General features: G+C 57.4%; 24 protein-coding genes. 7 read left to right on the top strand and 17 right to left on the bottom strand.

The genetic code is table 11. The features are described from left to right. Positions 1–8: 8 nt before the first annotated feature. The 3 genes from QPJ95_RS07800 to hslV form a co-directional block, all read right to left on the bottom strand. Positions 9–1,127, bottom strand: coding sequence for an alpha/beta hydrolase (locus QPJ95_RS07800; protein WP_270917249.1), 1,119 nt, complete (start codon positions 1,125–1,127; stop codon positions 9–11). Between the two features lie 79 nt (positions 1,128–1,206). After that, on the bottom strand, positions 1,207–2,514 hold the full coding sequence (gene hslU / locus QPJ95_RS07795; RefSeq protein WP_270917248.1) for an ATP-dependent protease ATPase subunit HslU: 1,308 nt from the start codon (positions 2,512–2,514) through the stop codon (positions 1,207–1,209). Positions 2,515–2,577: 63 nt separating this feature from the next. Then, positions 2,578–3,135: an ATP-dependent protease subunit HslV gene (hslV, locus tag QPJ95_RS07790; RefSeq protein ID WP_270917247.1), complete on the bottom strand. Its 558-nt coding sequence runs from the start codon at positions 3,133–3,135 to the stop codon at positions 2,578–2,580. A 195-nt stretch (positions 3,136–3,330) separates the two neighbouring features. Here hslV and QPJ95_RS07785 point away from each other — a divergent pair, with 195 nt between their 5' ends. Continuing rightward, positions 3,331–3,522, top strand: coding sequence for a DUF1127 domain-containing protein (locus tag QPJ95_RS07785; RefSeq protein WP_270917246.1), 192 nt, complete (start codon positions 3,331–3,333; stop codon positions 3,520–3,522). Positions 3,523–3,676: 154 nt separating this feature from the next. Here QPJ95_RS07785 and trxA read toward each other — a convergent pair whose 3' ends face one another. From trxA to regB, 8 genes are all read right to left on the bottom strand, one after another. Then, on the bottom strand, positions 3,677–3,997 hold the full coding sequence (trxA, locus tag QPJ95_RS07780) for a thioredoxin (RefSeq protein WP_270917245.1): 321 nt from the start codon (positions 3,995–3,997) through the stop codon (positions 3,677–3,679). A 62-nt stretch (positions 3,998–4,059) separates the two neighbouring features. After that, on the bottom strand, positions 4,060–7,416 hold the full coding sequence (gene addA / locus QPJ95_RS07775) for a double-strand break repair helicase AddA (RefSeq protein ID WP_270917244.1): 3,357 nt from the start codon (positions 7,414–7,416) through the stop codon (positions 4,060–4,062). Continuing rightward, entirely contained in the window at positions 7,413–10,346 is a 2,934-nt protein-coding gene (addB, locus tag QPJ95_RS07770) for a double-strand break repair protein AddB (protein WP_270917243.1), read from the bottom strand. Before addB ends, addA begins: the two co-directional genes overlap by 4 nt. Then, complete coding sequence (locus QPJ95_RS07765) at positions 10,336–11,028, bottom strand: nucleotidyltransferase family protein (RefSeq protein WP_270917242.1); 693 nt, start codon at positions 11,026–11,028, stop codon at positions 10,336–10,338. The genes addB and QPJ95_RS07765 overlap by 11 nt, the downstream gene beginning before the upstream one ends. After that, positions 11,028–12,029, bottom strand: a complete 1,002-nt coding sequence (locus tag QPJ95_RS07760; protein WP_270917241.1) for an aminoglycoside phosphotransferase family protein — start codon at positions 12,027–12,029, stop codon at positions 11,028–11,030. Before QPJ95_RS07760 ends, QPJ95_RS07765 begins: the two co-directional genes overlap by 1 nt. Beyond that, a complete protein-coding gene (gene tsaE, locus QPJ95_RS07755; RefSeq protein ID WP_270917240.1) occupies positions 12,022–12,501 on the bottom strand; it encodes a tRNA (adenosine(37)-N6)-threonylcarbamoyltransferase complex ATPase subunit type 1 TsaE in 480 nt (159 codons plus the stop codon). Before tsaE ends, QPJ95_RS07760 begins: the two co-directional genes overlap by 8 nt. A 48-nt stretch (positions 12,502–12,549) precedes the next feature. After that, entirely contained in the window at positions 12,550–14,100 is a 1,551-nt protein-coding gene (locus QPJ95_RS07750) for a PAS-domain containing protein (protein WP_270917239.1), read from the bottom strand. 88 nt (positions 14,101–14,188) lie between these two features. Further along, positions 14,189–15,607, bottom strand: coding sequence for a sensor histidine kinase RegB (regB, locus tag QPJ95_RS07745; protein ID WP_390923460.1), 1,419 nt, complete (start codon positions 15,605–15,607; stop codon positions 14,189–14,191). A gap of 71 nt (positions 15,608–15,678) precedes the next feature. Between regB and QPJ95_RS07740 the strand changes: the two genes are divergently transcribed. Next, complete coding sequence (locus QPJ95_RS07740; RefSeq protein WP_270917237.1) at positions 15,679–16,299, top strand: SCO family protein; 621 nt, start codon at positions 15,679–15,681, stop codon at positions 16,297–16,299. Between the two features lie 74 nt (positions 16,300–16,373). Then, a complete protein-coding gene (locus QPJ95_RS07735; protein ID WP_270917236.1) occupies positions 16,374–16,928 on the top strand; it encodes an ActR/PrrA/RegA family redox response regulator transcription factor in 555 nt (184 codons plus the stop codon). A gap of 19 nt (positions 16,929–16,947) precedes the next feature. Here the strand turns inward: QPJ95_RS07735 and QPJ95_RS07730 are convergent, their stop codons facing one another. Then, positions 16,948–17,541: an HD family hydrolase gene (locus tag QPJ95_RS07730; protein ID WP_270917235.1), complete on the bottom strand. Its 594-nt coding sequence runs from the start codon at positions 17,539–17,541 to the stop codon at positions 16,948–16,950. A 210-nt stretch (positions 17,542–17,751) separates the two neighbouring features. On the opposite strand from QPJ95_RS07730, the gene QPJ95_RS07725 reads away from it, so the two are divergent. Further along, the gene (locus tag QPJ95_RS07725; RefSeq protein WP_270917234.1) at positions 17,752–18,066 is read left to right on the top strand and encodes a hypothetical protein; all 315 of its coding nucleotides are present in this window, start codon (positions 17,752–17,754) and stop codon (positions 18,064–18,066) included. 108 nt (positions 18,067–18,174) lie between these two features. Then, positions 18,175–19,569: an adenosylhomocysteinase gene (gene ahcY / locus QPJ95_RS07720; RefSeq protein WP_270917233.1), complete on the top strand. Its 1,395-nt coding sequence runs from the start codon at positions 18,175–18,177 to the stop codon at positions 19,567–19,569. A gap of 97 nt (positions 19,570–19,666) precedes the next feature. Here the strand turns inward: ahcY and trpB are convergent, their stop codons facing one another. The 5 genes from trpB to tsaD all read right to left on the bottom strand — a co-directional run bounded on the left by trpB (position 19,667) and on the right by tsaD (position 24,174). Next, positions 19,667–20,875: a tryptophan synthase subunit beta gene (gene trpB / locus QPJ95_RS07715; RefSeq protein ID WP_270917232.1), complete on the bottom strand. Its 1,209-nt coding sequence runs from the start codon at positions 20,873–20,875 to the stop codon at positions 19,667–19,669. 546 nt (positions 20,876–21,421) lie between these two features. After that, complete coding sequence (locus QPJ95_RS07710; protein WP_270917231.1) at positions 21,422–21,844, bottom strand: EVE domain-containing protein; 423 nt, start codon at positions 21,842–21,844, stop codon at positions 21,422–21,424. Next, positions 21,844–22,116, bottom strand: a complete 273-nt coding sequence (locus tag QPJ95_RS07705; RefSeq protein WP_270917230.1) for a YciI family protein — start codon at positions 22,114–22,116, stop codon at positions 21,844–21,846. The genes QPJ95_RS07710 and QPJ95_RS07705 overlap by 1 nt, the downstream gene beginning before the upstream one ends. Before the next feature lies 1 nt (position 22,117). Further along, positions 22,118–23,080 (bottom strand): NAD(P)H-dependent glycerol-3-phosphate dehydrogenase, encoded by a 963-nt coding sequence (locus QPJ95_RS07700; RefSeq protein ID WP_270917229.1) that lies wholly within the window; start codon positions 23,078–23,080, stop codon positions 22,118–22,120. Next, a complete protein-coding gene (gene tsaD, locus QPJ95_RS07695) occupies positions 23,077–24,174 on the bottom strand; it encodes a tRNA (adenosine(37)-N6)-threonylcarbamoyltransferase complex transferase subunit TsaD (protein ID WP_270917228.1) in 1,098 nt (365 codons plus the stop codon). The genes QPJ95_RS07700 and tsaD overlap by 4 nt, the downstream gene beginning before the upstream one ends. A gap of 73 nt (positions 24,175–24,247) precedes the next feature. On the opposite strand from tsaD, the gene QPJ95_RS07690 reads away from it, so the two are divergent. Together QPJ95_RS07690 and QPJ95_RS07685 are read left to right on the top strand one after the other, a co-directional pair. Continuing rightward, positions 24,248–24,976, top strand: coding sequence for a uroporphyrinogen-III synthase (locus QPJ95_RS07690; RefSeq protein ID WP_270917227.1), 729 nt, complete (start codon positions 24,248–24,250; stop codon positions 24,974–24,976). An 18-nt stretch (positions 24,977–24,994) separates the two neighbouring features. Beyond that, positions 24,995–26,284, top strand: coding sequence for a COG4223 family protein (locus QPJ95_RS07685; RefSeq protein WP_270917226.1), 1,290 nt, complete (start codon positions 24,995–24,997; stop codon positions 26,282–26,284). The last annotated feature ends 8 nt before the right edge of the window (positions 26,285–26,292 follow it).

The following is a 26,292-nucleotide window of genomic DNA, read 5'->3' as shown; positions in this document are numbered from 1 at the left end:
CACTGGTTTTATCTTTCGTCTGAACCCGTATTGCGCAGGCTGACCTGAGTTGCCCCATCTGCGTTGATCACTTGCCCTGGCAATAAGTTCGCAAGAAATACAGCATCGCGACCAAAGGCATTCGCTGTTTTTCGGGCCGATTTCAGTATTGCAATGAGCGCCGGTGATGTGCCCGCCACCAGATGGGACGACACCGCATCATCCGAAAATGCCGTGGTGTCGATAATATTGATCGGTAAACCGGCCACCGCCTCCAGTGAGGTCAGGCTGCCCAGTCTTACACTGTTGTGATTTCCACGTAGCCGTCCGGAGATATTAAGCAGCCTGTCTTTGCTGGAGACAAAAACAACAAAAGGCTGCGGCACCTCGGCGATGCGGTTCATTTGACTGCGAAACACTTCGACATCCAGATCTGGCGATATCAACACCACTCCGTTCAGATTGGCAGCCGACCAGCCGGGGGTTTGTATTTCGATTTGTCGCAGGGTTTCCATCACCAGTTGTGAGCCCATGGAATGGGCAACCAAGGCCACCCGACCCACATCAGCAGAGCGGATTTGGCGTAACATCCGTTCCAGCCCATCGCGGGCAAACAGAACGCTGTCTCCATCATAGGCATAGCCCAGTGGATTGCCCTGGCTAGGCCAGGAATAAATCATTGTGGCACCCGGCAGCTGGATATCCTGTGCCAGTTGGGCAGCACGAAAGGCGGTTTCGGCCTGGGTGGAATTGAAGCCATGCACAAACACGGTAATTTCACGCTGGTCACGGGGCAGCTTGGCCATTTCTGCCTTTATCCGCGTGTAAAAACCGGACTGGTCGTCAAATACCCGCCGCCCGGCCATGGTAAACTGGGTTTCCGGATCTGGTTTGGCATAGGCAAAACTAAGTTGCCCGGTTTGGCGGTTTGGTGGGATTGATACGGTGAGTTCCAGCAGGCTGTATTGATCAGATCGTCCGGGACCAAAACTGCCATTTGGCACGGGTTCGCGGATTGTCGCGACAAAAATGGTTTTGGGAGTGCCAACCTCCAGTGCCTCGGGCATAACCGGGGTGAAGCTGCGGTCAATGCAAGACGCCATAAAAACCAAGGCAATCGCAAAAGCCGATCGAATTAATACACCCATAGAAACTCTGCCACTCGATATTTACGACAGGCTATCGATGCCTCCGGGAATGTCCAGAGGCATCAATCCAGAGCCTTAGTTACAGCATATATCGGCTGATATCGGCAGATTTTGTCAGCGCCCCAAGATTCTTGTCAACAAAACCGGCATCCACGACGATCTCTTCGCCACCGCGATCTGGCGCCGTGAAGGAGAGTTCTTCGAACACCCGTTCCATCACTGTGTACAGCCGGCGCGCGCCGATATTTTCGACCGACTGGTTCACCTCGGCCGCGATCTTGGCCAGTGCTGCGATGCCATCATCGGTGAAACTGACAATGACCTCTTCAGTGCCCATCAGGGCGGTATATTGCAGGGTCAGCGCATTGTCTGTTTCGGTTAGAATACGGACAAAATCCTCTTCGGTCAGTGCCCGCAGCTCAACCCGGATCGGCAGCCGGCCTTGCAATTCGGGCAGCAAATCCGACGGTTTGGCAGTGTGAAACGCACCCGATGCGATGAACAGGATATGGTCGGTCTTGATCGGTCCATGTTTGGTGGACACGGTGGTGCCTTCGATCAGCGGCAGCAGATCGCGCTGCACCCCTTCGCGGCTGACATCGCCACCGCGTGCATCCGAGCGGGTGCAAACCTTGTCGATCTCGTCCAGGAACACGATACCGTTCTGCTCAACGGACTCTAACGCGGTACGGGTGACTGTCTCATCATCCAACAGTTTGTCGGCCTCTTCACCGATCAGAATCTCATAGCTTTCGGCAACACTTGTTTTGCGGCGGATACTGCGGCCGCCCATTGCTTTGCCGAACAGATCCCCAAGGTTCATCATGCCCATGTTTGATCCCGGTTGGCCCGGAACCTCAAATGCGCTCATTGGATTGGATGTATCGGCCAGATCCAGCTCGATAATGGTGTCATCCAGCTCCCCCGATTTCAGCTTCTTGCGGAACATATCGCGGGTGGATTCGCGGGCTTCGTCGCCAACAAGAGCCGCAAGCACCCGTTCCTCGGCGGCCTGATGCGCCTTGGCCTTGACGTCCTCGCGCATCAGCTCGCGGGTTTGTAAAATGGCGGAATCTGCCAGATCGCGGATAATCTGCTCCACGTCGCGCCCCACGTAACCAACTTCGGTAAACTTAGTTGCTTCGACTTTGATAAACGGTGCGCGGGCCAGTTTTGCCAGCCGTCGGGAGATTTCAGTTTTGCCAACACCGGTGGGGCCGATCATCAGGATATTCTTGGGGTAAACCTCGTCCCGTAGGTCATCCGACAATTGCTTGCGGCGCCACCGATTGCGCAGCGCCACGGCAACAGCACGTTTGGCGTCGTTTTGGCCGATAATGAACCGATCCAGTTCGGAAACGATCTCGCGGGGGGTTAGGTCTGTCATAATCCATCCTTTCGGGCCGCCAAAATTCTAAGGAAGAATTTTCCTAAGAATTTTAGAAAATTCTTATGTGGTGATGGTTTCGACAGTGAGCCTGCCATTGGTGTAGACACAGATATCAGCCGCAATGGCCATCGCGTCGCGGGCCACCTGTTCGGCGGATCTATCACTGTCCATCATCGCCCTTGCCGCAGCCAGGGCAAAATTACCGCCAGAGCCAATGGCTGCAACCTCATGCTCGGGCGCCAGCACATCGCCGGCACCGGTGATCACCAGCAGATCTGTCCCATCGGTGACAATCAGCATCGCCTCCAGCTTTTGCAGATATTTATCGGTACGCCAGTCCTTGGCCAATTCAACACTGGCGCGGGCCAGTTGGCCGGGCATTGCCTCTAGCTTGGCCTCCAGCCGTTCCAGCAACGTAAAGGCATCGGCGGTGGAGCCGGCAAAGCCGGCCACAACATCGTAGCCGCCGGGGGATAAGCGGCGCACCTTGCGCGCGGTGCCTTTGATCACAGTCTGACCCAAGGACACTTGTCCGTCACCGGCAATCACAACTTCACCACCTTTTTTGACGCCGATAATTGTGGTGCCGTGCCAGCCGGGGAACTGATCGTTTGCCATGAATGCCTCCAATTGATTGCCCTATGTATATGGGGGGCAAAACCTGCAGAGGCAACGGTTCACATAGGGCTAACTTGCTATGCACTGTGCGCATTGCAGGGCTGTTGAACTGGCAATTGTGAGACTCGGTCTGCGGTCTTACATGAGGGTCAACAACCGACACAGTGTCGGCTGGTAGATCAAAGGAAGCGTACCATGGCATATGTAGCCGCAAACACCCAAGCTCCTCTGGGAGCAGTCGCCACTCTTCGTGTCGTAGATAGTATTCTTGAGTTGAAAAACTCTGCATTTGCCTGGAACGAAGCGCGTGTCACACGCAAATTGCTGTCGCGCCTGAGCAGTGACCAGCTGCAGGACATCGGCCTGACCCGCGCTGATCTGTTCTGATCGCCGACAATAGTCGAAAAGTTAAAGCCGCCGCTCCTCCCAGGGCGGCTTTTTCTTTGTCTGATGCATGGCGGGATTGGTGGTTTCGGAATGCCGACCGCAAAAAGGGCGCCCCGATTGGGACGCCCTTGTGTAACTTATTGATATGATGCGATTACAGAGCTTCGTTGATCCAGCTTTGCAGCGCAGATTTGGGGGCAGCGCCCGACCGGTTTGAGATCACTTGACCATCTTTGAACAAAAACAGCGCTGGGATGCTGCGCACGCCCATAGCCGCGGCAACATTTGGGTTGCTGTCGAGGTCGATCTTGGCAATTTTGACTTTGTCGCCATATTCGGCGGCCAGCTCTTCGAGAGCGGGGCCGATTTGCTTGCAGGGTCCGCACCATTCGGCCCAGAAATCCACCACTACGGGGATTTTGGAATTTGTGACTTCGGCTTCGAATGTGTCGTCGGTGACGGCTACGGTGGACATATGCATGTCTCCATGAGTGTGTGGCAACTGGAGTTGGAACCTAGGAATGGCGTGGCGGATCGTCAAGGTATCAGACGTCGCATTAATGCCACTGACACAAGATCGTGTGGTAGCGGCATCAGGGTGGCGGTGCGGGTCCAGACAATCGCGGTTTCAACCTGACGGTCGGGATAGATCTGCGTCAGAGCATGGGCATAGGCGCCCATTTGCCGCAGCACCCCCTCGGGGCATTGCGCAGGATTTTTGGGAACCGTGGCATTCGATTTGAAATCCACCGCGATGACCCTGTCGGGCGCTACAATCAACCGGTCGATTATGCCGTGCAGGCGCTCGCTGTTCAGCTGCGCAGTGACCGAGACCTCGGCCAGGGTGTCTGGGGCGAAGATCGCCGCCATATCAGGGTTCTGGATCACCGCTGTCGCCTCTGCCAGCAGCTCAGCCTGATCTTCGCAGTCCCGCAGCAGGTTCTGGGTGATCTGTGCCCGGTTTTCCGACGGCACGGCAGGCAGATGTTCCAGCAACAGATGCAAGCGCGATCCACGGGCCTTGGCCTGCTCTTCGTCCAACCCCTGATCCCCGGGCAAGGCCTTGGCTCCGCCCAAATCCGATGGGCTAAGGGTAGCGGGCGGCGGCTGATAGGGGGCTGCAGCAACTGAGAACACCTGTGGCAGCGCGGGTATGTCCCGTTTGGTTCGCTCAAGCTGCTTGAACTCCAGGTCATCCCAATCGCCGTGCTCCAGCCGCAGTCCCGGACCACCTGCGGTGTCCAGCGTCACCGCGCCGGCGTCACCCAGAGAGGTTTGCACCATCTGATACCAGCTATCGCCCTCTTTCGAGAGATCGCCGGCAGCGGCCACAATCAGCCATTTCTCGGCCCGTGTCAGCGCAACATAGAGCAGGCGCAATCGTTCATTCTGTTGTTTTTCCTGCGCCGCCTCTCGCGAGGCGAGCATCGCAGCCGGCATTTGCGCGGTGGGGATTTTCCAAATAGGCGTGCCATCCGCCAGCATGATTTCGCTATCGCGTGGAGCCCGTCGCTTGGCGGTGTCGGGCAGGATCACAATGGGCGATTCCAAACCCTTGGAGCCATGCACGGACATCACCCGGATCATGCTGCCGGCTGCGCCCATCTGCCGTTTGATTTCCAGATCATCAGTTTGCATCCAGACCAGAAACCCGGTCAGGCTGGGGATATCGGTGCGCTCATAGGCCAGCGCCTGCGACAACAGGGCGTTGATACCGTCTTCGGCCTCGGGGCCCAATCGGCCCAGTAGATTCTTGCGGCCATTGTGGCGGGTCAAAATGCGCTCGATCAGGTCAAAGGGGCGCAGGAAATCGGTCTGGTTGCGAAGGTCGTCGATAATTTCCATGGTGTCCGGGAAATCCGCTGCGCGATCGCGCAGGGCTGTCCACAGGTATTTGGAAGTGCGGCGATGGGCCAGATCGAACAGCATTTGCTCGGACCAGCCGAAAATGGGTGATTTCAACGCACAGGCCAGCGACAGTGAATCCTCTGGCGTGGCGAGGAAAGACAGCAGCGCTGCCAGATCCTTGACCGCCAGTTCAGCTCCAACTTTGAGCCGGTCAGCGCCGGCGATGGGCAGGTGGGCAGCCTTGCAGGCGCGGATGATTTCGGAAAAAAGATCCGAGCGTCGTTGCACCAAAATCAGAAAATCGCCGGCATGGACCGGGCGGCGGATGAATGTTCCACGGGTTGCGCCATCTTCGGGGATGGTCACCTCATCGTCGATCATCTGCTTGATAGACAAAGCAATGCGTTCGGCCAGAATGACATTGTGATGGCGGGTCCCGGGCCGGTCCATCGGGTCGGTCCAGTCGCGCTCGTCCTTGTCATCGACCTTTTCCACCACCGGCCAAAGATCAACCCGCCCCGGAAGGTCGGATTTAAAGGCGCGGTGCAGTGATTCCTTGTGAAAACCGGCCCGGGGCATGTCCTGAAACACCAGATCAACCAGCCCCAGAATCGCCGCTGATGAGCGGAAAGAAAAATCGAGCGAGGCATCCTGCAATTCGGTTCCGGTGTCGCGCAAACGGCTGCCAAACTCGGCCCGCATCCGGTCAAAGGCATCTGGATCGGCCCCCTGAAACGAATAAATCGACTGTTTCTTATCGCCGACCACAAAAATGGTGCGTTCCACATCCGATCTCGCACCCTCGCCCGAGGTGAATTCCTGTGCCAGCTTTTCGATCACATCCCATTGCACCGGGCTGGTGTCCTGCGCTTCGTCGACCAGAATATGGTCGATACCGCCGTCCAGACGGTACAGCACCCAGGCTGCGACGGCGGGGTCGTTCAGCAGTTGCCGCGCCTTCAGGATCAGATCGTCAAAATCAAGCCAGCCACGCAGTTGTTTGCGACGGCTGTATTCAGGGACAAAGGCAGCGGCAAACTGATGCAGGTCGTGCGATTTTCGCGCCGCCATAAGCCCCAGCCGCTTGGCCCGCGCATCCTCGATCCGCAACATCAAGGGCTCCAGATGGTCCATCAGTGAGGCATGTGATCCGCGCAGTTTTTTGGTGGGGAAAGACCCAACCTTGGCGCTGAACGGCTCTTTGGCGCTGGCCCCTGTCAGCAACACGCTTTCCAGTGCTGGAAGATCCGACAGGGTGGGTTGGGTGATTGCCGCCAGTTTCAGCGCCGCCTTCTGATCATTGGTGCCACCGGTGGCAAGCATGTCGCGGGTGCGCGCTATCAGCTGCTCTTCGCCACCAAGGAAAACCAGGGCTTTCAGCGCGGTTTCGTCAAAGGCATCCGGCAGATCAAACAGCTGCAGCAAATCGGCCCAGTCTGTCGGAGTTTCAAAGCCGGCCCGGCGATGACTGATCGCGGTGGTAAGAGCGTCAAAGTCACTGTCGGTGACATGCCGTGCCAGCGCCTCGACCAAATGGGCCTGGTCACCTTTGGCAAAATCCTCGGCGATTTCCGCCCGCAACAGGGTTGCAGCGCGGTCTTCCATTTCAGAAAACTGTGGGCTGACGCCAGCCTCCAGCGGGAAGCGACGCAATAGGGACGAGCAGAACGAATGGATGGTCTGGATCTTCAGCCCGCCGGGGGTCTCTAATGCACGGGCAAATAGAGTCCGCGCCTGTGATAACCCCTCGGCTGAGATGGCCTCTTCGGCGCCAAGTTCTGTCAATGCGGCAATCAGCTGGGCATCCTGCAACATTGCCCATTCGCCCAGGCGTTTGAACAGACGGTTCTGCATCTCGCTGGCGGCTGCTTTGGTATAGGTCAGGCACAGAATATGCTGCGGCTGAACCCCGCGCAGCAGCAATCGTGCCACCCGGTCGGTCAGTACCTTGGTTTTACCGGACCCCGCATTGGCGGCCAGCCAGGTCGAAGCATCCGGACGGGCAGCGCGGTACTGCGCTTCGGATGCGGCGTCGCGCATGTTCATGTCAGATCCTCAGGTTCTGGTGTGGCGCTGCGGTCCCATTCTCCGAACCGTGCAAGGTGATCATAATCGCCCAGTTCGGTGTCCAGATGCAGCATTCGACGGCTCGAAAACCCTTGGTTAGGCTCGAAATAGGCCCCGATGAGCTCGCGCAGGTCCTGCCAAACCTTGGCCGGGGGCTCTTTGTCGATCGGCGCGCGGACTTCCTTCATTGTGGTGCCCAACCCGATGAACATGGCACGGGATACTTCCCTGGGGCCGATATCCTCAAAGGCGCCTTCCTCGGCCATTGCCACCTCGATCAGCAATTGTTTTTCGAACTTCAACTGTTGGGTTTCAGAGGGCGGCGCACCGGTTTTGTAGTCGTAGAGATGCAGAAAGCCGCGGTCATCCTGATCTATGCGATCGGCGCGGCAGGCAATGGTGAAATCAAGCGGCTCCAACCGGGCCTCGCCCTTGGCTTCAAAGGCGATCGGGTGAGAGCTCAGGCGGCGGGTCTGTTCTGCCTGGATGAAATCCCCGGATATCCGGTTCACCCGTGATAACCACAGGCAACGCGCCACCGGCCAGGGCACGTGCTGTTCCAGCAGTTCACGGGATTTCTGCAGCAGATGCTCGCGGGTCAGCAGGCTGGGATCATCCAGTGTTTCCTTGATGAAATGCTCAAACACCTCGTGTACCACGATACCACGCAGCAATGCGTCGGGGACCCGAACCAGCGGGTTAAGCACCCTTAGCCGCAGCACATGTTTGGCGTAGATCGCATAGGGGTCGCGGATCAAACGAGGTATTTCGGTGATGGTCAACCGGCGCGGACGAGCAGGTACCGGCGGCCGTGGCGATGGACGGGTGGCTGGGGATGTCTTTGTCGGTGTCTCAAGGGCAACAGCCCAGTCGAGCCATGTCTGGCCGCGATCGCGCATGGCCTGCAAGACGTTTGGCCCGTTTTGATCCGGCAATCCATCCAGCAGGTTGCACAGCCGGTTCAGCCAACGCGAGGCAACTGTGTCGGAATCGTCGGACCGTATGGCACGGCTGAGCCAAACCTCGGGGGCGGCGATGGCCTGTTGGAAATCATGTGCGGACAGCCCGATCCGGCGCTCGGGCAGCAGTAGCCCGGCCTGATTGCGCAATTGACGGTTCAGCCAGGGGTCAGGTTTGGCGGACTCGGGCCAGCTGGCCTCGTTCAATCCGCCCAAAATCACCAGATCCGCACCCTGCACGCGGGCCTCGAGCGTGCCCCAAATCATGATCTTTCCATGCGGCGCGTCGCGGTCTCGGACTTCGCCCTGTGACAGGAGCGCGCCCAGCAAATCGGCAAAATCACGGGCGGTCATATCGCCGCCGTGGTGGGCTTCGGCGGCCAGTTCCTGCATGACCTTAAGAGCCTCGCGGCCGGCCTTTTTATCCCAAAGATTGCCGGCGCCGTTGGTTTGGCTGCCGCTGGCAATGGCTTCGGACAGATCGCGCAGGCAAAAGACCCATTCGCTCAGCGGCAGTTCCGTTGCAATCACCTGATCGGCAAAATGATCCGTTAGCCAGGTGCTCCAGCCGGCAAGAAGCTCACGTTTGGCGGCAAATTGGTCAAAACAGGCGCCATCGGGAAACGGAGGGCCGGCGCTGCGCAATTGCAATTCCAACTCGCGGGAGTGTCGTAAATGATCGCCACGAGCATCACCATCATGGGTCAGAGGATGCTTTAGCAGTGTCAAAAGACTGTCGCCGGTCAGGTCTTTGCAAAACAATTCAGCCACATGGCGCAGGAACCGACCCGGTGGGGACAGCTGCAATGGCTGGCCGGCACTGTCGTCAGGCAGAATATCCCAGCGGTCAAGCGCCGCCGAAACCTGACGGCTCAGCATCCGGTCCGGGGTGATCAGCGCCGCGGTCTGGCCGTCCTCAGCCGCCTGACGCAGCCGCAGGGCAATCGCCAGTGCTTCGCCGCGCGGATTCGGCGCCTCGATCAGCGTTACATTTTTGGTGGCCTTGTCCAGATCGCGCAGCATGGGGCCCTCAGTCATCCAGGCATCGGTGACCGGGGCCGGGCGCAACGACAGGGAAACAAGCCGATTGCGCGCCGGTGCAGGGGCGGGGCTATCGCACCAGGGCTTTATGTCAGCTGGTGTCAGATCTAGGCCAATCATGAGTTTGTGAAACCGGAACTGCGGGTGGTCTTCTGAAATCAGCGGATCGTCGAGACCCGCCCAGACCTCGGTTGGAAGATCAAAATCATAGCCGGGCAGGACCACCGCACCCTGCGGCAGGCGGGCGATGGCCTGCATCAGGAGAAGGGTGGTGCCGCGTGAGCCGGTTGAACCAGCCAGAACAACCGGATGTTGCGGCGGGGTTTCCTGCCAGCTGTCAATCAGGTCCAACACCACCTTTCGCTGGCGCGCCTGAACGTCCATCGCACCGCTGTGGGTGTTGGTGAATTCGTCGGCAATGCCAATGAATTTCTGCGCCCGCGCCCAGTGGTCAGACATATCCGAGACGTCGAGGCCCCGGATGGTATCGGTGGTGACACCCTCGCCCTGCATTTCGTCAAACAATGCCGCCAGACTGTCTGACAGGTCATACAGCGATGATCTTGCTGCCAGGCTGGGCTCTGCGTCCAGCAGTTTGGCGACCAGTTGTGACAGTTCAAGCCGCCGTCGCAGCACCGGCAGGGCAGCGGGCAATCCGTGCAGAGTTGCGCGTTTTGACAGGTCGCTGAGCAGCGATATATGGGGGAGCAGCAGGTTCGGGCCGGCATCGAACAACCCGCGGATGCGACGTTCCATGCGTTGGGTGTTGACGATCAGCTCTACCTTTGCCAGCGCTTCGGGGGGCTGCCCGTGGCTGCGTTGGGTCAACCCGTTGACAAGGGCGCGGGGAAAATCGGTGCCGCAGGGCAGGGCAAAGATGCGGGGGGTGGGTGACGGTTCAAACATCATGTGACTTCAACAAATCTTCGGCCACTTCAATGCCTTCGGGATAGCCAACATCACACCAGTGACCTGGGTATTGCAGGGCAAATAGACGGCTCGCATCATGCATTTGATTCCAAAGTTCATTGAGAGAAAAGACGGTCTTGTTGATTTTGAGCAATCCGGTGGTTTTCACGATCTGCACGCCACCATAGACCAGATCGCCACCGCGGCTGATGCGGCCATGGCTGTCAGCGGTGAAATCGCCGGCCCCGATACGCCCCCTCGCGCGGGCCAGCGGGACGCAAACCAGCAGCGCATCCATTTGATCCGGGTCCCAGGCGTCGCGTGCCAGTTTCAGTGGGTTGGGGCCGGACCAGATCACATCCGTGTTCATGGTGAAAACCGGCGCATCCCCCAATAGCGGCAAGGCATGACGCAGACCTCCACCGGTATCCAGAATGTCCGGGGTTTCATGGCTCAGCAGCACCCCCAGTGGTGCCAGATGTGCCTTTAGCTGTTCGGGCTTGTAAAACAGATTGGCCACGATGTGATCCGGTGCAATCTCGCGGGCCAGATCCAGCGCATAATCAATCAGCGGCCGGCCCGCTACCTTGATCATCGGTTTGGGACAGTCCCGGGTCAGGGCCTTCATTCGGGTGCCAAAGCCGGCCGCAAACAGCATCACGGACGAGGGGTGGGTTTGCATCACGGTCTCAGCCTGTCCAGGTTTTCAGGTGTCGGCGGTGGCAGATTGTTGCGGATCATCCCGGCCACAGGGGCCAGTGCCGGGTGATCCAACCCGCGGATCATCTGGGCCCAAACCCGGGGGATCAAATCCACATATTGCGGCTTGCCATAGTCCTGCGACAGACGGGCAAACACACCAAGAATGCGCAGGTTTCGTTGCAGGCCCAGCACCGTATAGGCGGTGCGAAATTTTGTGCCATCGACGCCGGTTTTGGCGATATAGCGGTCAATCATCTGCTGCTCGATGTGGATCGGAACATCGCGGCGGGCATCCTGGAGCAGTGACATCAGGTCATAGGCGCGATGACCAGCCAGAGCTGCCTGGTAGTCCAGCAGCCCAACCCGGGCAATGCCGTCGCGATCCGGTAGCCATAATAAGTTCTCGGCATGATAATCCCGTTGCACCAGAACGGGATCATCCTTGGCGCTGTGGTGCAGAATATCTTCGAACTGATCGACAAATAGGGCTGCCAAATCGGGGTCTTGGGCGCCGAGTATCCCGTCGCGGTAATGGGTGAATGCAATTTCATCCAATTGTGCCATCACCCGCGGGCTCATGATATCCAGATCCGGCATGGCTGCGGAGTGCAGCTTTACCAAGACATCAGTGGCGGCCTGATACAGAGGCGTTTCAAGCGCGGGCTGGCGCAACAGGATGCGGGCATAAAGGTCGTCACCGAGATCTTCGATCAGTAAAAACCCATGATCGATGTCTGCCGCCAGTATTTCAGGTGCGCTTAAACCAACGTCACGCAAGTGATTGGTAATATGCACAAAGGCAGCGACATCCTCAGCCTTGCCGGGGGGGGCATCCATAAGGACTGCGGGCAGCCCTGTGACCGGGGCAGACACCCGCTCATATCGGCGATTCGAGGCATCACCCGCCAGATCCCTCCGGCTGCCATTGGCCCAGGCGGTTGTTGCCAGAAAGGCGGCGGCCAGATCGTTTCGGTCAGTCATTGGCTATCCGGTCCAGTAAGAGGTGCCATTTCTCATCACTCCAGGTGAAGGTCAGGTGACGGGTATCCGCATGATCAATGTCCAGCGCAAACCGCAGGTGCAACGCGTGTGGCGGGGTCAGTTCGGCCAGTCGGTCGGGCCATTCGATCAGGCAGATCGCGGTGTCAAAGGCCTCGATCAGGCCCAGTTCCTCGACTTCATCCAATGACGACAGCCGGTATAGGTCCGCGTGCCACAACTCGCCCGTGGGCACATCATAGGTCTGCACCAGAGTGAAGGTTGGCGATGGTACGTCTTCGAAAATGGGTAACAAGGACTGGATCAGCTGTCGGGCAAAATGGGTTTTGCCGGCACCAATAGGGCCTTCTAACAAAAGGCAATCGCCGGGGCGAAGAGCCGCGGCGATGCGAGTGGCCAGATCGGCAGTTTCCTGCGGAGAGGAAAGGGAGCGGGTCGCGTGGCAAAGTGTCATGCTGCACAATGGCCCCGCAGGCTAGGCGCTGCAAGCTGGTTTGCAGTTTTAGCCGTCTTGCTGGGTGATCCGAAAACGCTCTTGTTCTTTCGGCGCAACAGAGGGGCCTGGCGCACGGAAGGTCACCATTGTCGCTCCATTTTGCACAGAAGAAACTTTGCAAATCAGCGGCTTGCCACTGCGCAACTGGACATGGGTCCACCATTGCTCGCGGTTCTCGTGGCCGTTTACAAAATCACGCAACTCCCCCCAGGTCGGGGTTGCGGCGCACATATCCTGCCAGACACGGCATGCGTCAACCACGGAGACCTTGGCAAAGCTGGCCTCGGGGTCCATCCGCCACAAATCGCGGTAGGCCTTGTTCGAGAAGGTCATGGTGCCGTCATTTGCAAACACGGCAATGGCCTCCTCCATTTGATCCATGATGGACTGGCCCATTTCCAGTTCCGAGCGGAACTGACGTGTCAGGGTGATTTCTGCGGTAATGTCTTCGAACAGGAAGGCGACGGCGCCATCAGGGTGCGGCCGGCCGCTGACCGAATAGACTGAACCCGATGGCAACGACCATGTTTCCTGATAGCGGCCCTCTGCGGCAGCCTCGAGAAGGTCCGCCATCTGGTGGCGCCAGCTGGTGTAATTCTTCGGCTCTGGCATCATCCGCTGATCGCGAAGACGGTCGAAAAAGCTGAGCAGATTTGGCCGTGAGCTGAGGAAATTTGCGGGCAGGGCGGTTAGGTCGATCAACACCGGGTTAAACAGCACCAGCTGGCGATTGCGGTCAAAGATTGCCAGGCCGATAGACAGCTGGGCAAAGGTTTTTGCCAGTGTTTGCACAAAATTCCGCTGGGCAACTTCGGCGTCGACCACCGCGTTGATGTCCACCGCATGACAGAGCCAACCCGCCTCGGTCTCGGTGGTTGAGATATTGTACCACAGTTTTTTATTGGTATCGGGCAGCGGGATAGAGATCCGCTCGGCCTTGCCGCTGGCCATCGGTTCGGACAGGTCGGCAAACAGTGGATCGGCAAAATCGACGTTGCGTCCACGCAATTTCTGGCTGAGATTGTCATAAGCCAAGTTGGACCACGTGACCTCGGCTTCTTCGGATTGCAGCCAGACCGGATAGGGTGCCTGATGCACCGCCGCACGCAGCGTGGTCAATTCCTGGTCAAGGGTCTTATCCCTGGCTTCAGAGGTATTGCGGCGCAGTTGAACACGGGTAATGCCGTCGATCCATTCACAATGCGCTTCGTGGGATTCGGCAGTCGCTGTTCCGGACAGGATGAGTGGCCCGACATCTTTTAAAAAGCCCGGTGATTGAGGCAGACCTGGATAGCTGCGCGCCAGTTGATCCCGCAGGGTGGTCCAGCTGAAGCCTTCAGCCTTGTCGCCAATAATCTTGCGGGCGCCAGTCGACCAGCCGATCAGGTTGGCATCATCAAACAGGAACACCGCATCTGTCCGGCTATCACCGGAGAGCAGATCCTGTTCCATCCCCCTTTGGCCAGAGGTCGGAGAGAGCCACCAGACCGCAACTGCAGCAGTAGCTGCACATAGAGTTGCCAAAACAAGCCATTCGATTGAGACGATGTTCTGCATGTTGTCCTGCCTAGTTGATCAGTTGTTAACCCTATCTTGCCTCAATAATAGTTAATTGATGTTTAACTGGTTGCCTAAAGATGAATAGTTAAATTTCGATCGGTTGATTTTGACCCAAAGGAACCGCATTTTCGCCCTCTATCGCATCTATCTTTTGTCGGGGCCAGTACACTTCGACAATAGCGCCCGGTCGGTCGGGATGAAGGCTAATGGTTTGGGAGGGATCGCTGCCGTTGGCAAAGCGCAAACTTGCCCCGGTGCGTTCCAGTAACGTTTTGGCAATAAACAGCCCCAGCCCCATGCCTTCATATTCGGGGCGCGTTTTGCGGTCACTGTCGATACGGCCCTGACGCACAAAGGGATCGCCAATCCGCCCCAGCATCTGCGAGGGGTAGCCGGCGCCGTCATCATATATGCGCAGCGTTATGGCCGTGTCGGTCCAACTCGATTCGACCCAGACATTGGCGCGGGAAAAATCCACCGCATTCTGCACGAGGTTGCGCAGCCCATGAATAATTTCTGGTTTTCGCAGGATCGTTGGCTGCTGAAAACTGCCACCTTCGGCCGGGCCTTCCTCAAAATGAATGAATTTTCCGCGATGCATATGCGGTTCGGCGGCCTCAAGAATCACCGTGGAAATGGGTGCCTGACGCAGATGCAGGTCGTCCTTGCCGGCCCGCCCCATATCCCGAAGGATGTCGCGGCAGCGATCGGCCTGCTCGCGAATCAAGGTGGCGTCGGCACGGAGATCGGGGTGATCTTCCAATTCCTCGATCAATTCAGCGCTGGCCAGTTTAATGGTGGCCAGCGGGGTGCCCAATTCATGCGCGGCAGCCGCGATCACGCCGCCCAGGTCGGTCAGCTTCTGTTCACGCGAAAGGGCCAGCTGCGTGGCGGCCAGAGCATCAGACATCGACCGCATTTCCGAGCTGATCTTGTAGGAGTAGGCCCCCAAAAACAGAACGGCGATGATAATGGCGGTCCAGTTGCCAAAGACAAAGACGTCTGGAATGCGCAGAATAAAACCCTGGGCGGTGCGCAGAGGTACGTGAAATTCGGCCATCAGGGTCACCAGCATGATAGCGGTGCCGCCGATGATCAGCGTTGATCGCAGCCGCATCATATTGGCCGAGATGGTGACCGGGCCCAGCACCAGCAAGGCAAACGGGTTGTTCAAGCCGCCGGTGAGATACAGCAGAAAGGACAGTTGCAGCAGGTCAAACTGTACGGTCAAAAAATTCTCGAACTCTGACAGGCGTTTGTTCTTGGGAAAGATGAACATTGCCACCAGATTTCCGACCACAGAAACACCGATCGCAAAATAGCACAGGCCCAGGTTTAGCTGCAGGTCATATAGACCCTGGGCAACGGCAATCGCCGAGATCTGGCCTCCGATGGCGACCCAGCGCAGAAGAATCAACGTGCGCAAGCGGATCCAGTGGCTGCGCTCTTGCCCGCTCATCAGGCCAATATTTGACTCGGTCACGTTGTTCGGCTCCGGTTGCATTGGCTGTGATTATTGATAGATCTGACACCAGCAACGATCAACATATCTCTTATCACTCAAGGTGTGATCTCATGAACCGTCTATATGCCATTCTCGCCTCTGTTTCTGTGGCCGCCCTTGTCGGTGGTGCCTGGGTTATGACGCAGGGCGGACAAGGGGCTGATCCGTTCGCGCAGTGTCGCAGTAGCCAGATTGCCGGTGGGTCGGCGCAGATTGGTGGACCCTTTGAGTTGGTGAACGCCAAAGGCGAGACCGTCACTGACAAAGATGTGATCACCGAACCATCGCTGATCTATTTTGGCTATACTTTCTGTCCTGATGTTTGTCCGATGGACACCGCCCGCAATGCCGAGGCAATCGATGTGTTGACGGAGCGGGGGCAAAGCGTGACTCCGGTGTTCATTTCAATCGACCCAAGGCGAGACACTCCCGAGATCGTGGGGGAATTCGCCGAAAACCTTCATGAGCGGATGATTGGCCTGACGGGGTCAATGGATCAGGTGAAAGCGGCCAGCCGGGCCTATAAGACCTATTTCAAGGCGCAACCGGCGGACGATGAATATTATCTTGTCGACCATTCGACCTTTTCATACCTGGTGCTGCCCGAGCAGGGTTTTGTCGAGTTTTTCCGCCGCGATGTGGAGCCCGAAGAGATGGCCGACAAGATCGGCTGTTTTCTGGACCAGATGTAGCTGTTTGACGTTTCTCACCCGCCCGGTAATATTCTTGCTTCATGGGCACCTCATACTGGCACAAAGGACTAAGCATGGCCGAAACTGCTCCGCAGGAAATTGGACCTGACAAGACGTTGCTGCTGGTTGATGACGACGAACCATTTTTGCGACGCCTGGCGAAGGCCATGGAAAAACGTGGGTTTGAGGTAGAGACCGCCGGATCTGTAGCGGCGGGACGGGCTGTCGCTACGGCGCGCCCGCCGGCCTATGCGGTTGTGGATTTGCGGCTTGAAGACGGCAACGGGCTGGATGTGGTCGAGGTGCTGCGCGAGAAACGGCCAGATTGTCGGGTGGTTGTGCTGACCGGCTACGGTGCCATCGCCACGGCTGTGGCGGCGGTGAAAATTGGCGCCACTGACTATTTGAGCAAACCAGCCGATGCTACCGATGTCACAAATGCATTGCTGGCGCAGCCGGACACGCTACCGCCGCCGCCAGAGAACCCAATGAGCGCTGACCGGGTACGTTGGGAACACATCCAAAGGGTGTATGAACTCTGTGACCGCAATGTCTCGGAAACCGCGCGACGGTTGAGCATGCATCGCCGGACATTGCAGCGAATTTTGGCAAAACGCAGCCCAAAATAGGCTCTAACTAGGGCCGAATTCAGAGCGCTGCCAAAAGTTCGTGATAGCGTGCAACATATGAATGGCGCACCTCGACGGGCGGTCTCAACTGGATTTCGAGGTCGCCAATCAGATCTGCACTGGGCCTGCCAAACAGCTTGTTGGCTTCTTGCACCGAAAAGCCAGCGATCTGCACCGCCTCCATCCAGGCGCTGATGCGGTCGGCCTTTTTGATCTGTTTCTTTACTGTGACAGGCAGGGCTGCGGGCAGTCCAAATCTAAGGTGAATGGCGGCGGTCAGGCGGGTGTCCAGCTCTCCGTAGGACGGGCCAATGGCCGCTTTGACCGGCGAGATCATGTCTCCGATCACATATTCCGGCGCATCATGCAGCAACGCCGCCAACCGCCATTTTGCGGGTGCCTTGGGGTTGATGCGACCGTAGAGGGTTTCAACAAGCAGGGAATGCTCGGCCACAGAATAGGCAAAATCGCCCTTGGTCTGACCATTCCAGCGCGCCACAAATGCCAGCCCATGGGCGATATCGTCGATCTCGATATCAACCGGAGTGGGGTCCAGAAGGTCCAGCCGTCGGCCAGACAGCATCCGTTGCCAGGCACGTGGGGGAGTGGCCATGTTGAGCTTCCTTTTTTGGACAGTCATAGGTCCGGTTTTATCGAGATACATCCCGTTTTTACATCAATATCACCATTCGGAAACAAGCTTTTGAAGCCTCGTGTTTTGAAAAACACCGCAAAAACACTAATCTTATATACACGAAAGGGAGACCAGGCTTGCCCTGGGAGACCCTTTTGGATGCTGAACCTGAATCGAAAGGAGCATGTCATGTTCAAGCGATTGTTAGGGGTTTCGATCATTTTCGGAATGGCTGCCACTGCGCCGCCTGCGTTTTCCGCCACCTGTGGAGCGCGCGGTGATGTGATCCACCAATTGGAAAGCCTATATTCCGAACAATTGACCGCAGGTGGACTGCAAACAGCCCCGTCCAAAAACTCTGTGGTTGAAATTTGGTCCTCGGAAAAAACCGGGACCTTTACGGTGCTGATGACCCAGGCAAACGGCATCAGTTGTATCGTAGCCGTTGGGACCGACTACTTTGACATCGGCCCGATTAAAAAGCCAAAAGGCTCGGCCAGTTAATTCGCCAAGACTTAAAATCCGAAATTCAATCCGGGCATCTTCGTTGCTTGTCAACCAATGCAATGTTAGGGCCTCCCTGACTTATCAGAAACCGGATTGGAGACGACGATGGCCGGAGATTATTTTGTCAAGGATATCGCGCTGGCCGAATTTGGCCGCAAGGAACTGGACATTGCCGAAACCGAAATGCCGGGCCTGATGGCCTTGCGCACCGAATACGGTGACAGCAAGCCGCTGACAGGCGCACGCATTGCCGGTTCTCTGCATATGACTGTTCAGACTGCCGTTCTGATTGAAACGCTGGTCGCGCTGGGTGCCGAAGTGCGTTGGGCGTCGTGCAATATCTTTTCGACCCAAGACCACGCAGCAGCGGTAATCGCTGCCGCCGGCATTCCGGTCTATGCGGTCAAAGGCCAGACCCTGGTTGAGCATTGGGACTATCAGGACCAAATCTTCCAATTCACAGACGGTCCCTGCAACCTGATCCTCGATGATGGCGGCGACGCGACGCTGTACATCCTGTTGGGTGCGCGTGTTGAAGCAGGCGAAACTGGCCTTCTGGACGTGCCGACTTCGGAAGAAGAAGAAGCCATCTTTGCCCAGATCAAAAAGCGCATGGCGTCCAGCCCCGGTTGGTTCACCAAGCAGCGTGACGCGATCCAGGGTGTATCCGAGGAAACCACTACCGGTGTGCACCGCCTGTATGAACTGGTGAAATTGGGCCAATTGCCATTCCCTGCGATTAACGTGAACGACAGCGTCACCAAGTCGAAGTTCGACAACAAATACGGCTGTAAGGAATCGCTGGTTGACGGTATTCGCCGCGCCACCGACACCATGATGGCCGGAAAGGTTGCCGTGGTTTGTGGTTACGGCGACGTTGGCAAAGGCTCGGCCGCTTCGTTGAGCGGTGCTGGTGCGCGGGTGAAAGTCACCGAAGTTGACCCGATCTGCGCCCTGCAGGCCGCAATGGACGGTTTTGAAGTTGTGCTGCTGGAAGACGTTGTCTCTAGCGCCGACATCTTTATCACCACCACCGGCAACAAAGACGTGATCCGTATCGAGCACATGCGCGAGATGAAGGACATGGCGATTGTTGGCAACATCGGTCACTTTGATAACGAAATTCAGGTCGCTAACCTGAAGAACCACAAGTGGACCAACATCAAAGACCAGGTCGACATGATCGAAATGCCCTCGGGCGCACGTCTGATCCTACTGTCCGAAGGTCGTCTGCTGAACCTTGGTAACGCCACTGGCCACCCATCCTTTGTGATGTCAGCCTCGTTCACCAACCAGGTTCTGGCGCAGATTGAGCTGTGGACCAAGGGTGATGACTATAACAACGACGTGTATATCCTGCCCAAGCATCTGGACGAGAAAGTTGCCCGTCTGCATCTGGACCGGATCGGCGTCAAGCTGAGCAAGCTGAGCAATGAGCAGGCCTCTTACATCGGCGTTTCCGCCGACGGCCCGTTCAAGCCAGAGCATTACCGCTACTAAGGGCTACCCCCTTGGAATGCCGTAAAGGCAGCGCACAAATAGAAACAGCCGGTCAATTTTTTGACCGGCTGTTTTGTTATTCAAGACCTTGATGGGTTCAGCTGTCGTCGCCAAAGCCGAAGGTTTCAGTGACGTAATCAATGTCCTTGTCACCGCGGCCAGACAGGTTGATCAGGATCGACTTACCCGGATTCTTTGGGGCTACGCGCATGGCAAAAGCGATTGCATGGGCGCTCTCTAGCGCGGGAATAATGCCTTCGTGACGCGACAGGGCAAAGAAGGCATCCAAGGCTTCCTTGTCATTGGCAGAGGTGTAGTTGGCCTTGCCGGTACGATAGAGATGCGCATGTTCGGGGCCTATACCAGGGTAATCCAAACCCGACGCCACGGTGTGCACCGGTGCCGGATCGCCATTGGCGTCTTTCAGAACCATGGTGCGGAACCCGTGTATGTCACCATCTTCACCAAAGGCGATGGTCGCCGCATGTTCACCCAGTTTTGATGAGGTGCCCATTGGCTCTACGCCATATAGCGCCACATCCTCGTCATCAATGAAGCCTGAAAAAATGCCCATTGCATTAGATCCGCCGCCTACGCAGGCGGCTACAATGTCGGGCAGTTCTCCGGTCATATCCAAAAACTGTTCACGGGCCTCGACGCCGATAACATGCTGAAAGTCGCGGACAATCATTGGAAATGGATGCGGGCCCACAACTGAACCAATGGCAAACAAGGCGTCATCAGCCTGCGACATATAGCTTTCAAAGCAGCTGTCGACGGCCTCTTTGAGAGAGCGCCCGCCAAAGCCGACGGGAACCACCTTGGCGCCCAATAGCTTCATCCGGGTGACGTTTGGCGCTTCCTTGGCGATGTCGATCTCGCCCATGTGGATCTCGCATTCCATGCCGAAATAGGCGGCTGCTGTGGCCAGGGCAACGCCGTGCTGACCTGCGCCGGTTTCTGCCATCAGCTTCTTCTTGCCCATGAATTTGGCCAGAAGACCTTCGCCCATGCAGTGATTGAGCTTATGCGCGCCGGTGTGGTTCAGGTCTTCACGCTTGGCATAAATCTGCGCACCCCCAGCCAGATCTGACAGGTTCTTAAGGTGGCTGACCGGAGTGGGGCGACCCTGAAAATGTTTCCGAATGTAGCGCAGGTCGCGAATGAAGTCGGAAGATTTTGAAATCTTTTCATAGGCTTCACGGATTTCCGTGAAATGTGGTTCCAGTGGCGGAGGCAGTTGCGCACCACCATATTCCCCAAAAAATCCCTCACTATTGGGCATCGTCTTTAGATATGAAGTCATCCCTGTCCCTTTCTTTGATTGGCTCTCCGACTTGACGGATTTTATGCTTTGCACTCAATGGGTGAAAAGAGCGCATGCCATTGAAGGAAGCAAGCCAGTGTTGGCGACATTGATGCTGACCTTGGGGAAAACTACGGTGGGGACCCCACTTAGGCTATTCCCTTTGTTTAACAATCCTATGTCTGCAGGCTTGGTCTGACTGGGAGTTTTCTGATGAAGAAGCTCGGTTTGGCAGAGGGATCAGAACTGATAGCAGGGATCAATCTACGGTTGATTTTCCGTTTCTTATCAACAAACTGCGCCTGCCCTCGTGGCGGTCGTATTGCATTTTAACGGTATTGTCCGGGCTATTAGATTGCGGCAAGCACCTGATCTGGTCTATCAAGATATTACGGTCAGGATGGCCAGGAACCAGAAATTTTCATACGCGTGTGGTGGCTTGGGAGCACGCGGGGTGAGAGGGAAGGTCCTGAGCAATCGGACCTTCCCTTTTTCACATATCTCCAACCGACCTGATGTTTGCGTCGACCACATCTGCCAGCCAGATCAGTCCGCCTCTGTATTCCCCAGAGCACAGATCGTCCGCCATTCCGCCTCGGTTACCGGTTGCACCGATAGCCGTGAATTCCGAACCAGAACCATGTCTTCAAGCCGTGGATCGGCCTTGATCTGATCCAGCGTCACCGGCTGCGAAAATCCGCGCAGGGCTTTGATATCCACGCAGTCCCAGCGCGCATCCTCAATGGTGCTGTCCGGATGCGACTCGGCGCAGACCTCGACAATGCCGACAACCGATTTTTCCTTTTGAGAATGGTAAAAGAAACCGCGGTCGCCGATTTTCATCTGCCGCATAAAGTTGCGGGCCTGATAATTGCGCACGCCATCCCATTCTTCACCTTTGTCGCCCTTGGCAATCTGGTCATCCCAGCCCCAGGTCGAGGGTTCGGATTTGAACAGCCAATACGCCATCAGCCGATGACCTTTTTCCAGGTGATCAGATCGACGGTTTCGAACAATCCGGCCTTGGCATAGGGGTCGTTGTCGGCCCAGGCCTGTCCCACGGCCATGTCTTCGACGTCCAGAATGACAAGCGAGCCAACCATGTTGCCTTCTTGATCCAGCAGTGGGCCGGCCTGGGCAACGGCACCGGTGTCTTCGATATAGGCAAGATGGGCTGCGCGATTGTCTAACCGGGTCTGCAGGGCGCCGGGTTTGTCGCGGGCAATCAAAGCAATTAGCATTTTATTCCTCTTTTAATGGTCTTGCCAGTAATTGAGCCACTGCATCGGCAATCGTCAAGCGCTGTCCAACCAAATTGGTTACTGTTTGGGTGATTGGCATGTCGATTTTCATTTCATCGGCTTTTGCGGTGGCGGCCCGTGCGGTGGCGGCGCCTTCGACCGTTATTGTCGGATCAAAGGATTCGCCACGGCCAATCGCTAGGCCAAGCTGATAGTTGCGCGACAGATCCGAGCTGCAGGTTAGTGTCAGATCGCCAAACCCGGATAGCCCAGCCAGAGTTTCAGGCCGGGCGCCGCAGGCCAAGGCCATGCGCTGCATTTCAGCATAGCCACGGGTCATCAAGGCCGCCCGCGCACTGTCCCCAAGCCCGGCTCCGATCACCGCTCCGCAGGCAATTGCCATCACATTTTTCAATGCACCACCCTGCTCGGCACCAATAGTGTCGGTGGTTCGATACAGCCGCAAGTTCTTCGTTGTCAGCTGTTGCTGCAAGTGTTTGCCGAGCCGCGCATCCTGGCAGGCAAGGGTCAGTGCGGTTGGCAACCCCCGGGCAATGTCGGCGGCAAAACTGGGGCCGGTCAGCAGCGCGGGCTGCGCGTTGGGTAGCGCTTGGCGCAGGACCGCAATGGGGCCAAGCCCTGTGTTCAGCTCAATACCCTTACAGCAGGCAACCAGAGTTTTTGCGGCCAGAATGTCGCAATGGTCGTTCAGCAAAGACCGAAGCCTCTGCATCGGAACGGCCAATAACAGGGTCTGATTCTGCGCCGCCTCCGTAATACTATCTGTTATCGACAGACCTTTTGGCAGTGGCACTCCGGGCAGTCGTTTCACGTTTTCCCGCGTGGCTTGCAGTGCCTTCGCCTGATGTGGATCGCGGGCCCATAGTGTTACCGGACCGTTGCCAGCCAGAGAAATCGCCAAGGCCGTGCCGAAAGCACCGGAGCCAAGAACCGAGATACTCATGCCTTGGCGCCTTTGCGTCCACTGCCCAGCATGGCCGGACTGGTCTGATCCAACGGCCAGCGCGGCCGGGCGGTCAGATCCAGTCCATCACGCGCACCAGCCTTAAACCGCTCTAGCCCCGCATAGGCGATCATCGCGGCATTATCAGTACACAGATGCAGCGGAGGCGCCGTAAATACCGCACCCATTTCGGCACAAACAGACTCTAACGCGGCCCGAATGGCGGTATTTGCCGCCACCCCACCGGCCACTGCAACGGTGGGCGTGGCGGGGTTTTCTTCAAGGTACAGGCGAATGGCACGGCGGGTTTTCCCGGCCAGTACATCCACCACTGCGGCCTGAAAACCGGCACAAAGATCGGCGCGATCCTGACGGGTCAGACCGCCTCTCTCTGCCGCCACCTGATCACGCATGCGCATCAGTGCCGTTTTCAATCCAGAAAACGAAAGATTGCAATCGGGGCGATCCAGCATGGGGCGTGGGAACCGGAACCGTTTAGGGTTGCCCATTTCGGCCTCGGCCTGCACCGCTGGCCCGCCGGGCTGGGGCAGCCCAAGCAGCCGCGCGGTCTTGTCAAAGGCCTCGCCCGGGGCATCATCAATGGTGCCACCTAACCGGGTGAAATCTTCGGGTCCGCGGGTGATCAGATACTGACAGTGGCCACCCGACACCAAGAGCATCAGATAGGGATAGGCAATCGCGTCCGTCAGTCTGGGCGTCAACGCATGGCCGGCCAGATGGTTGACACCGATCAGCGGCAACCCGGTTGCGGCGGCAATGCCCTTGGCGCACATGACACCCGACATCACGCCGCCGATCAGACCCGGCCCGGCGGTAACGGCAATCGCGTCGAGATCCGCCAGGGTCAGCCCGGATTTGTCCAACGCGTCACGCACGCAAACATCCAGTTTCTCCGCATGGGCGCGGGCGGCGATTTCCGGAACTATGCCACCATAGGCGCTATGCAGTTCATTCTGGCCGAAGACGATCGAGGACAGCACTTCCGGTAAGTCATCGCCACTCTGCCGGATCACCGCCGCCGCAGTATCATCACAGCTGCTCTCTAGTCCAAGGATTGTCAGTGTTTGTTTCATTGTCTGGCCGTTGCATCACAGTGATCTCGGAGCTACCACCTTAGGGAATGGCAAACAATCCCGGGAGAGTGGCATGGCAGGTCTGTTGCTGACACGTCCGCATGACGCGGCACGACGCTTTGTCGCGATGTTGCCGACCGCGCTGACGGCTGGGTTGCAGGTCATCTATGCGCCGCTGATTTCGGTGCAGCCCTTGGGCGAGGATATCCCTCTGCACAGCGGCGAATCGGTCATATTCACCTCTTCCAATGCAGTGTCAGCGGCGGCTGGTATTACCGATTGCAGCGCCAGAACGGCCTACTGCCTTGGTCAGCGTACCTGCCAACAGGCAGCAGAGGCCGGCTGGCGGGCCCAGATCTGTGGCAAAACCGCTGATGCTCTTGTTGCAGATTTGTTGCAGCGCCGCCCCTGCGAGCCACTTATGCATCTGCGTGGCCGCCACGCCCGCGGGCGTATTGCTGAGCGGTTGTCTGCGGCAGGGCTGATCTGTCGTGAACAAATTATTTACCATCAACCGCTGCTTGCTCTGACTGGCGAGGCGGAATCTGCGATGTCCGCATCTCAGGATATAATAGTGCCGCTTTTTTCGCCGCGCACTGCGCGACAATTTGCCGACCAGTGCCCTGCGGGCGCAAAAATCCACCTGATTGCAATGAGTGAGGCGGTCTCAGATCCAGTGAAGTCCTTGAAATACAAAGATTTGCGGATATGTAGTGAACCGGATGCGCAGTCCATGGCGCAGTTGGTTCACGACGTCGCGGTGCAACTGATCCGGGTTGAGAGCGATAAGACAGCGCAGTAGTGTCGCGCAGGTTCGAGTATGAGAATTTTGAGAATCGAGGGGGTCGCCGACGTGGCTATCAAGAAGAATTCCGATCTGGTGAATGAGGCCGACCCCAGCGAAGAGCCGCTACAGGCCGAGACTTTAGAAGCCACCACTGCGAGTGCATCTGAAGCTGCCGATTCCGCACCGGTTGACGATGCTGGGCCAGAAGACATTCTCTCCTCCGAGACCGAGACCGAGACCGAGACCGAGACCGAGACCGAGACCGAGACCGATGTGATTGAGCCGGAATTGGTATCTTCTACCCCGGCAGAGACTGTTGAACGGGTAGTTGTAAAACGCGGTGGCTTTGCCACGGCCCTGTTGGGCGGTGTCCTTGCGGCGTCCTTTGGCTTTGTGGCTGGGCAGGGTCAGTGGCTGAACTCCGTTTTACCCGCAGGGCTACAATCAGCCGCTCCAGTGGATTTGACGGAACTGGAGCAGGGCCAGGCAGAGATTGTTGCAGTTCTGGCTGCTTTGAAGCCGCAGATCGACGCCAATAAAACGCCTGATCTGTCAACGATTGAGGCGTTCGTCGCCACTGAGATACAGAAATTATCGTCACAGATGCGCCCTGTTCTGGATCGCATCGCCGAAATTGAGCCGCAGCTGGAAGCTTTTGAAAATCGGGTGTTGGCACTGGAAAAACGACCGATAACCGATGCTGCCTCGCCGGCTGCGGTGGCCGCTTATGAGGCCGAGTTGGCGAATTTGCAGAGCAGCTTGGTGGCGCAGCGTGAGGACGTCCAGAAAATGGTCGCCGAGGCGCAGGCGCTGGATGCCGCCAGTGCCGAAGCGGTGCGCATTGCAAGCGCGCAGACGATGCTGGCCCAATTGCGCTCTGGTCTGGATGCGGGAACCGCATATCGGTCAGTATTGAACGATCTTGAGGGGCTCGGTGTTGCGATCCCGGTTGAGTTGGTCGAACCGGCTGATCTGGGTGTTGCCACGCTGAGCTCTCTGAGCAGTGATTTTGTGCCCGCTGCCCGTGCCGCACTTGCTGCCGCGCGGGCGCAAAGCTCTGACAGCGGAGGCTTGCTGGCCTATGTCCAGCGTCACCTGGGCGCACGCTCTGTCACGCCACGGGATGGCGACGACCCGGATGCCATTCTGTCCCGAGCCGAGGCCGCCATTGCGGTTGGTCGATTGGAGGATGCCCTGGCTGAAATCCAGGCTCTGCCCGAAACCGCCCGAACGGTCCTGATGGATTGGGAAACCGCCGCCAAAACACGCCAGGCCGCTGTCGCTGCTGCCGATGCCCTGGCCCACAGCCTGAACGCCAATTAAGGGAGCTG

The sequence above is a fragment of the Parasedimentitalea psychrophila genome (genome assembly GCF_030285785.1).
GTDB classification, from domain to species: Bacteria; Pseudomonadota; Alphaproteobacteria; order Rhodobacterales; family Rhodobacteraceae; genus Parasedimentitalea; species Parasedimentitalea psychrophila.
The sequence above is the reverse complement of the archived record's forward strand: the minus strand, read 5'-3'. Positions and strand labels throughout refer to the sequence as shown.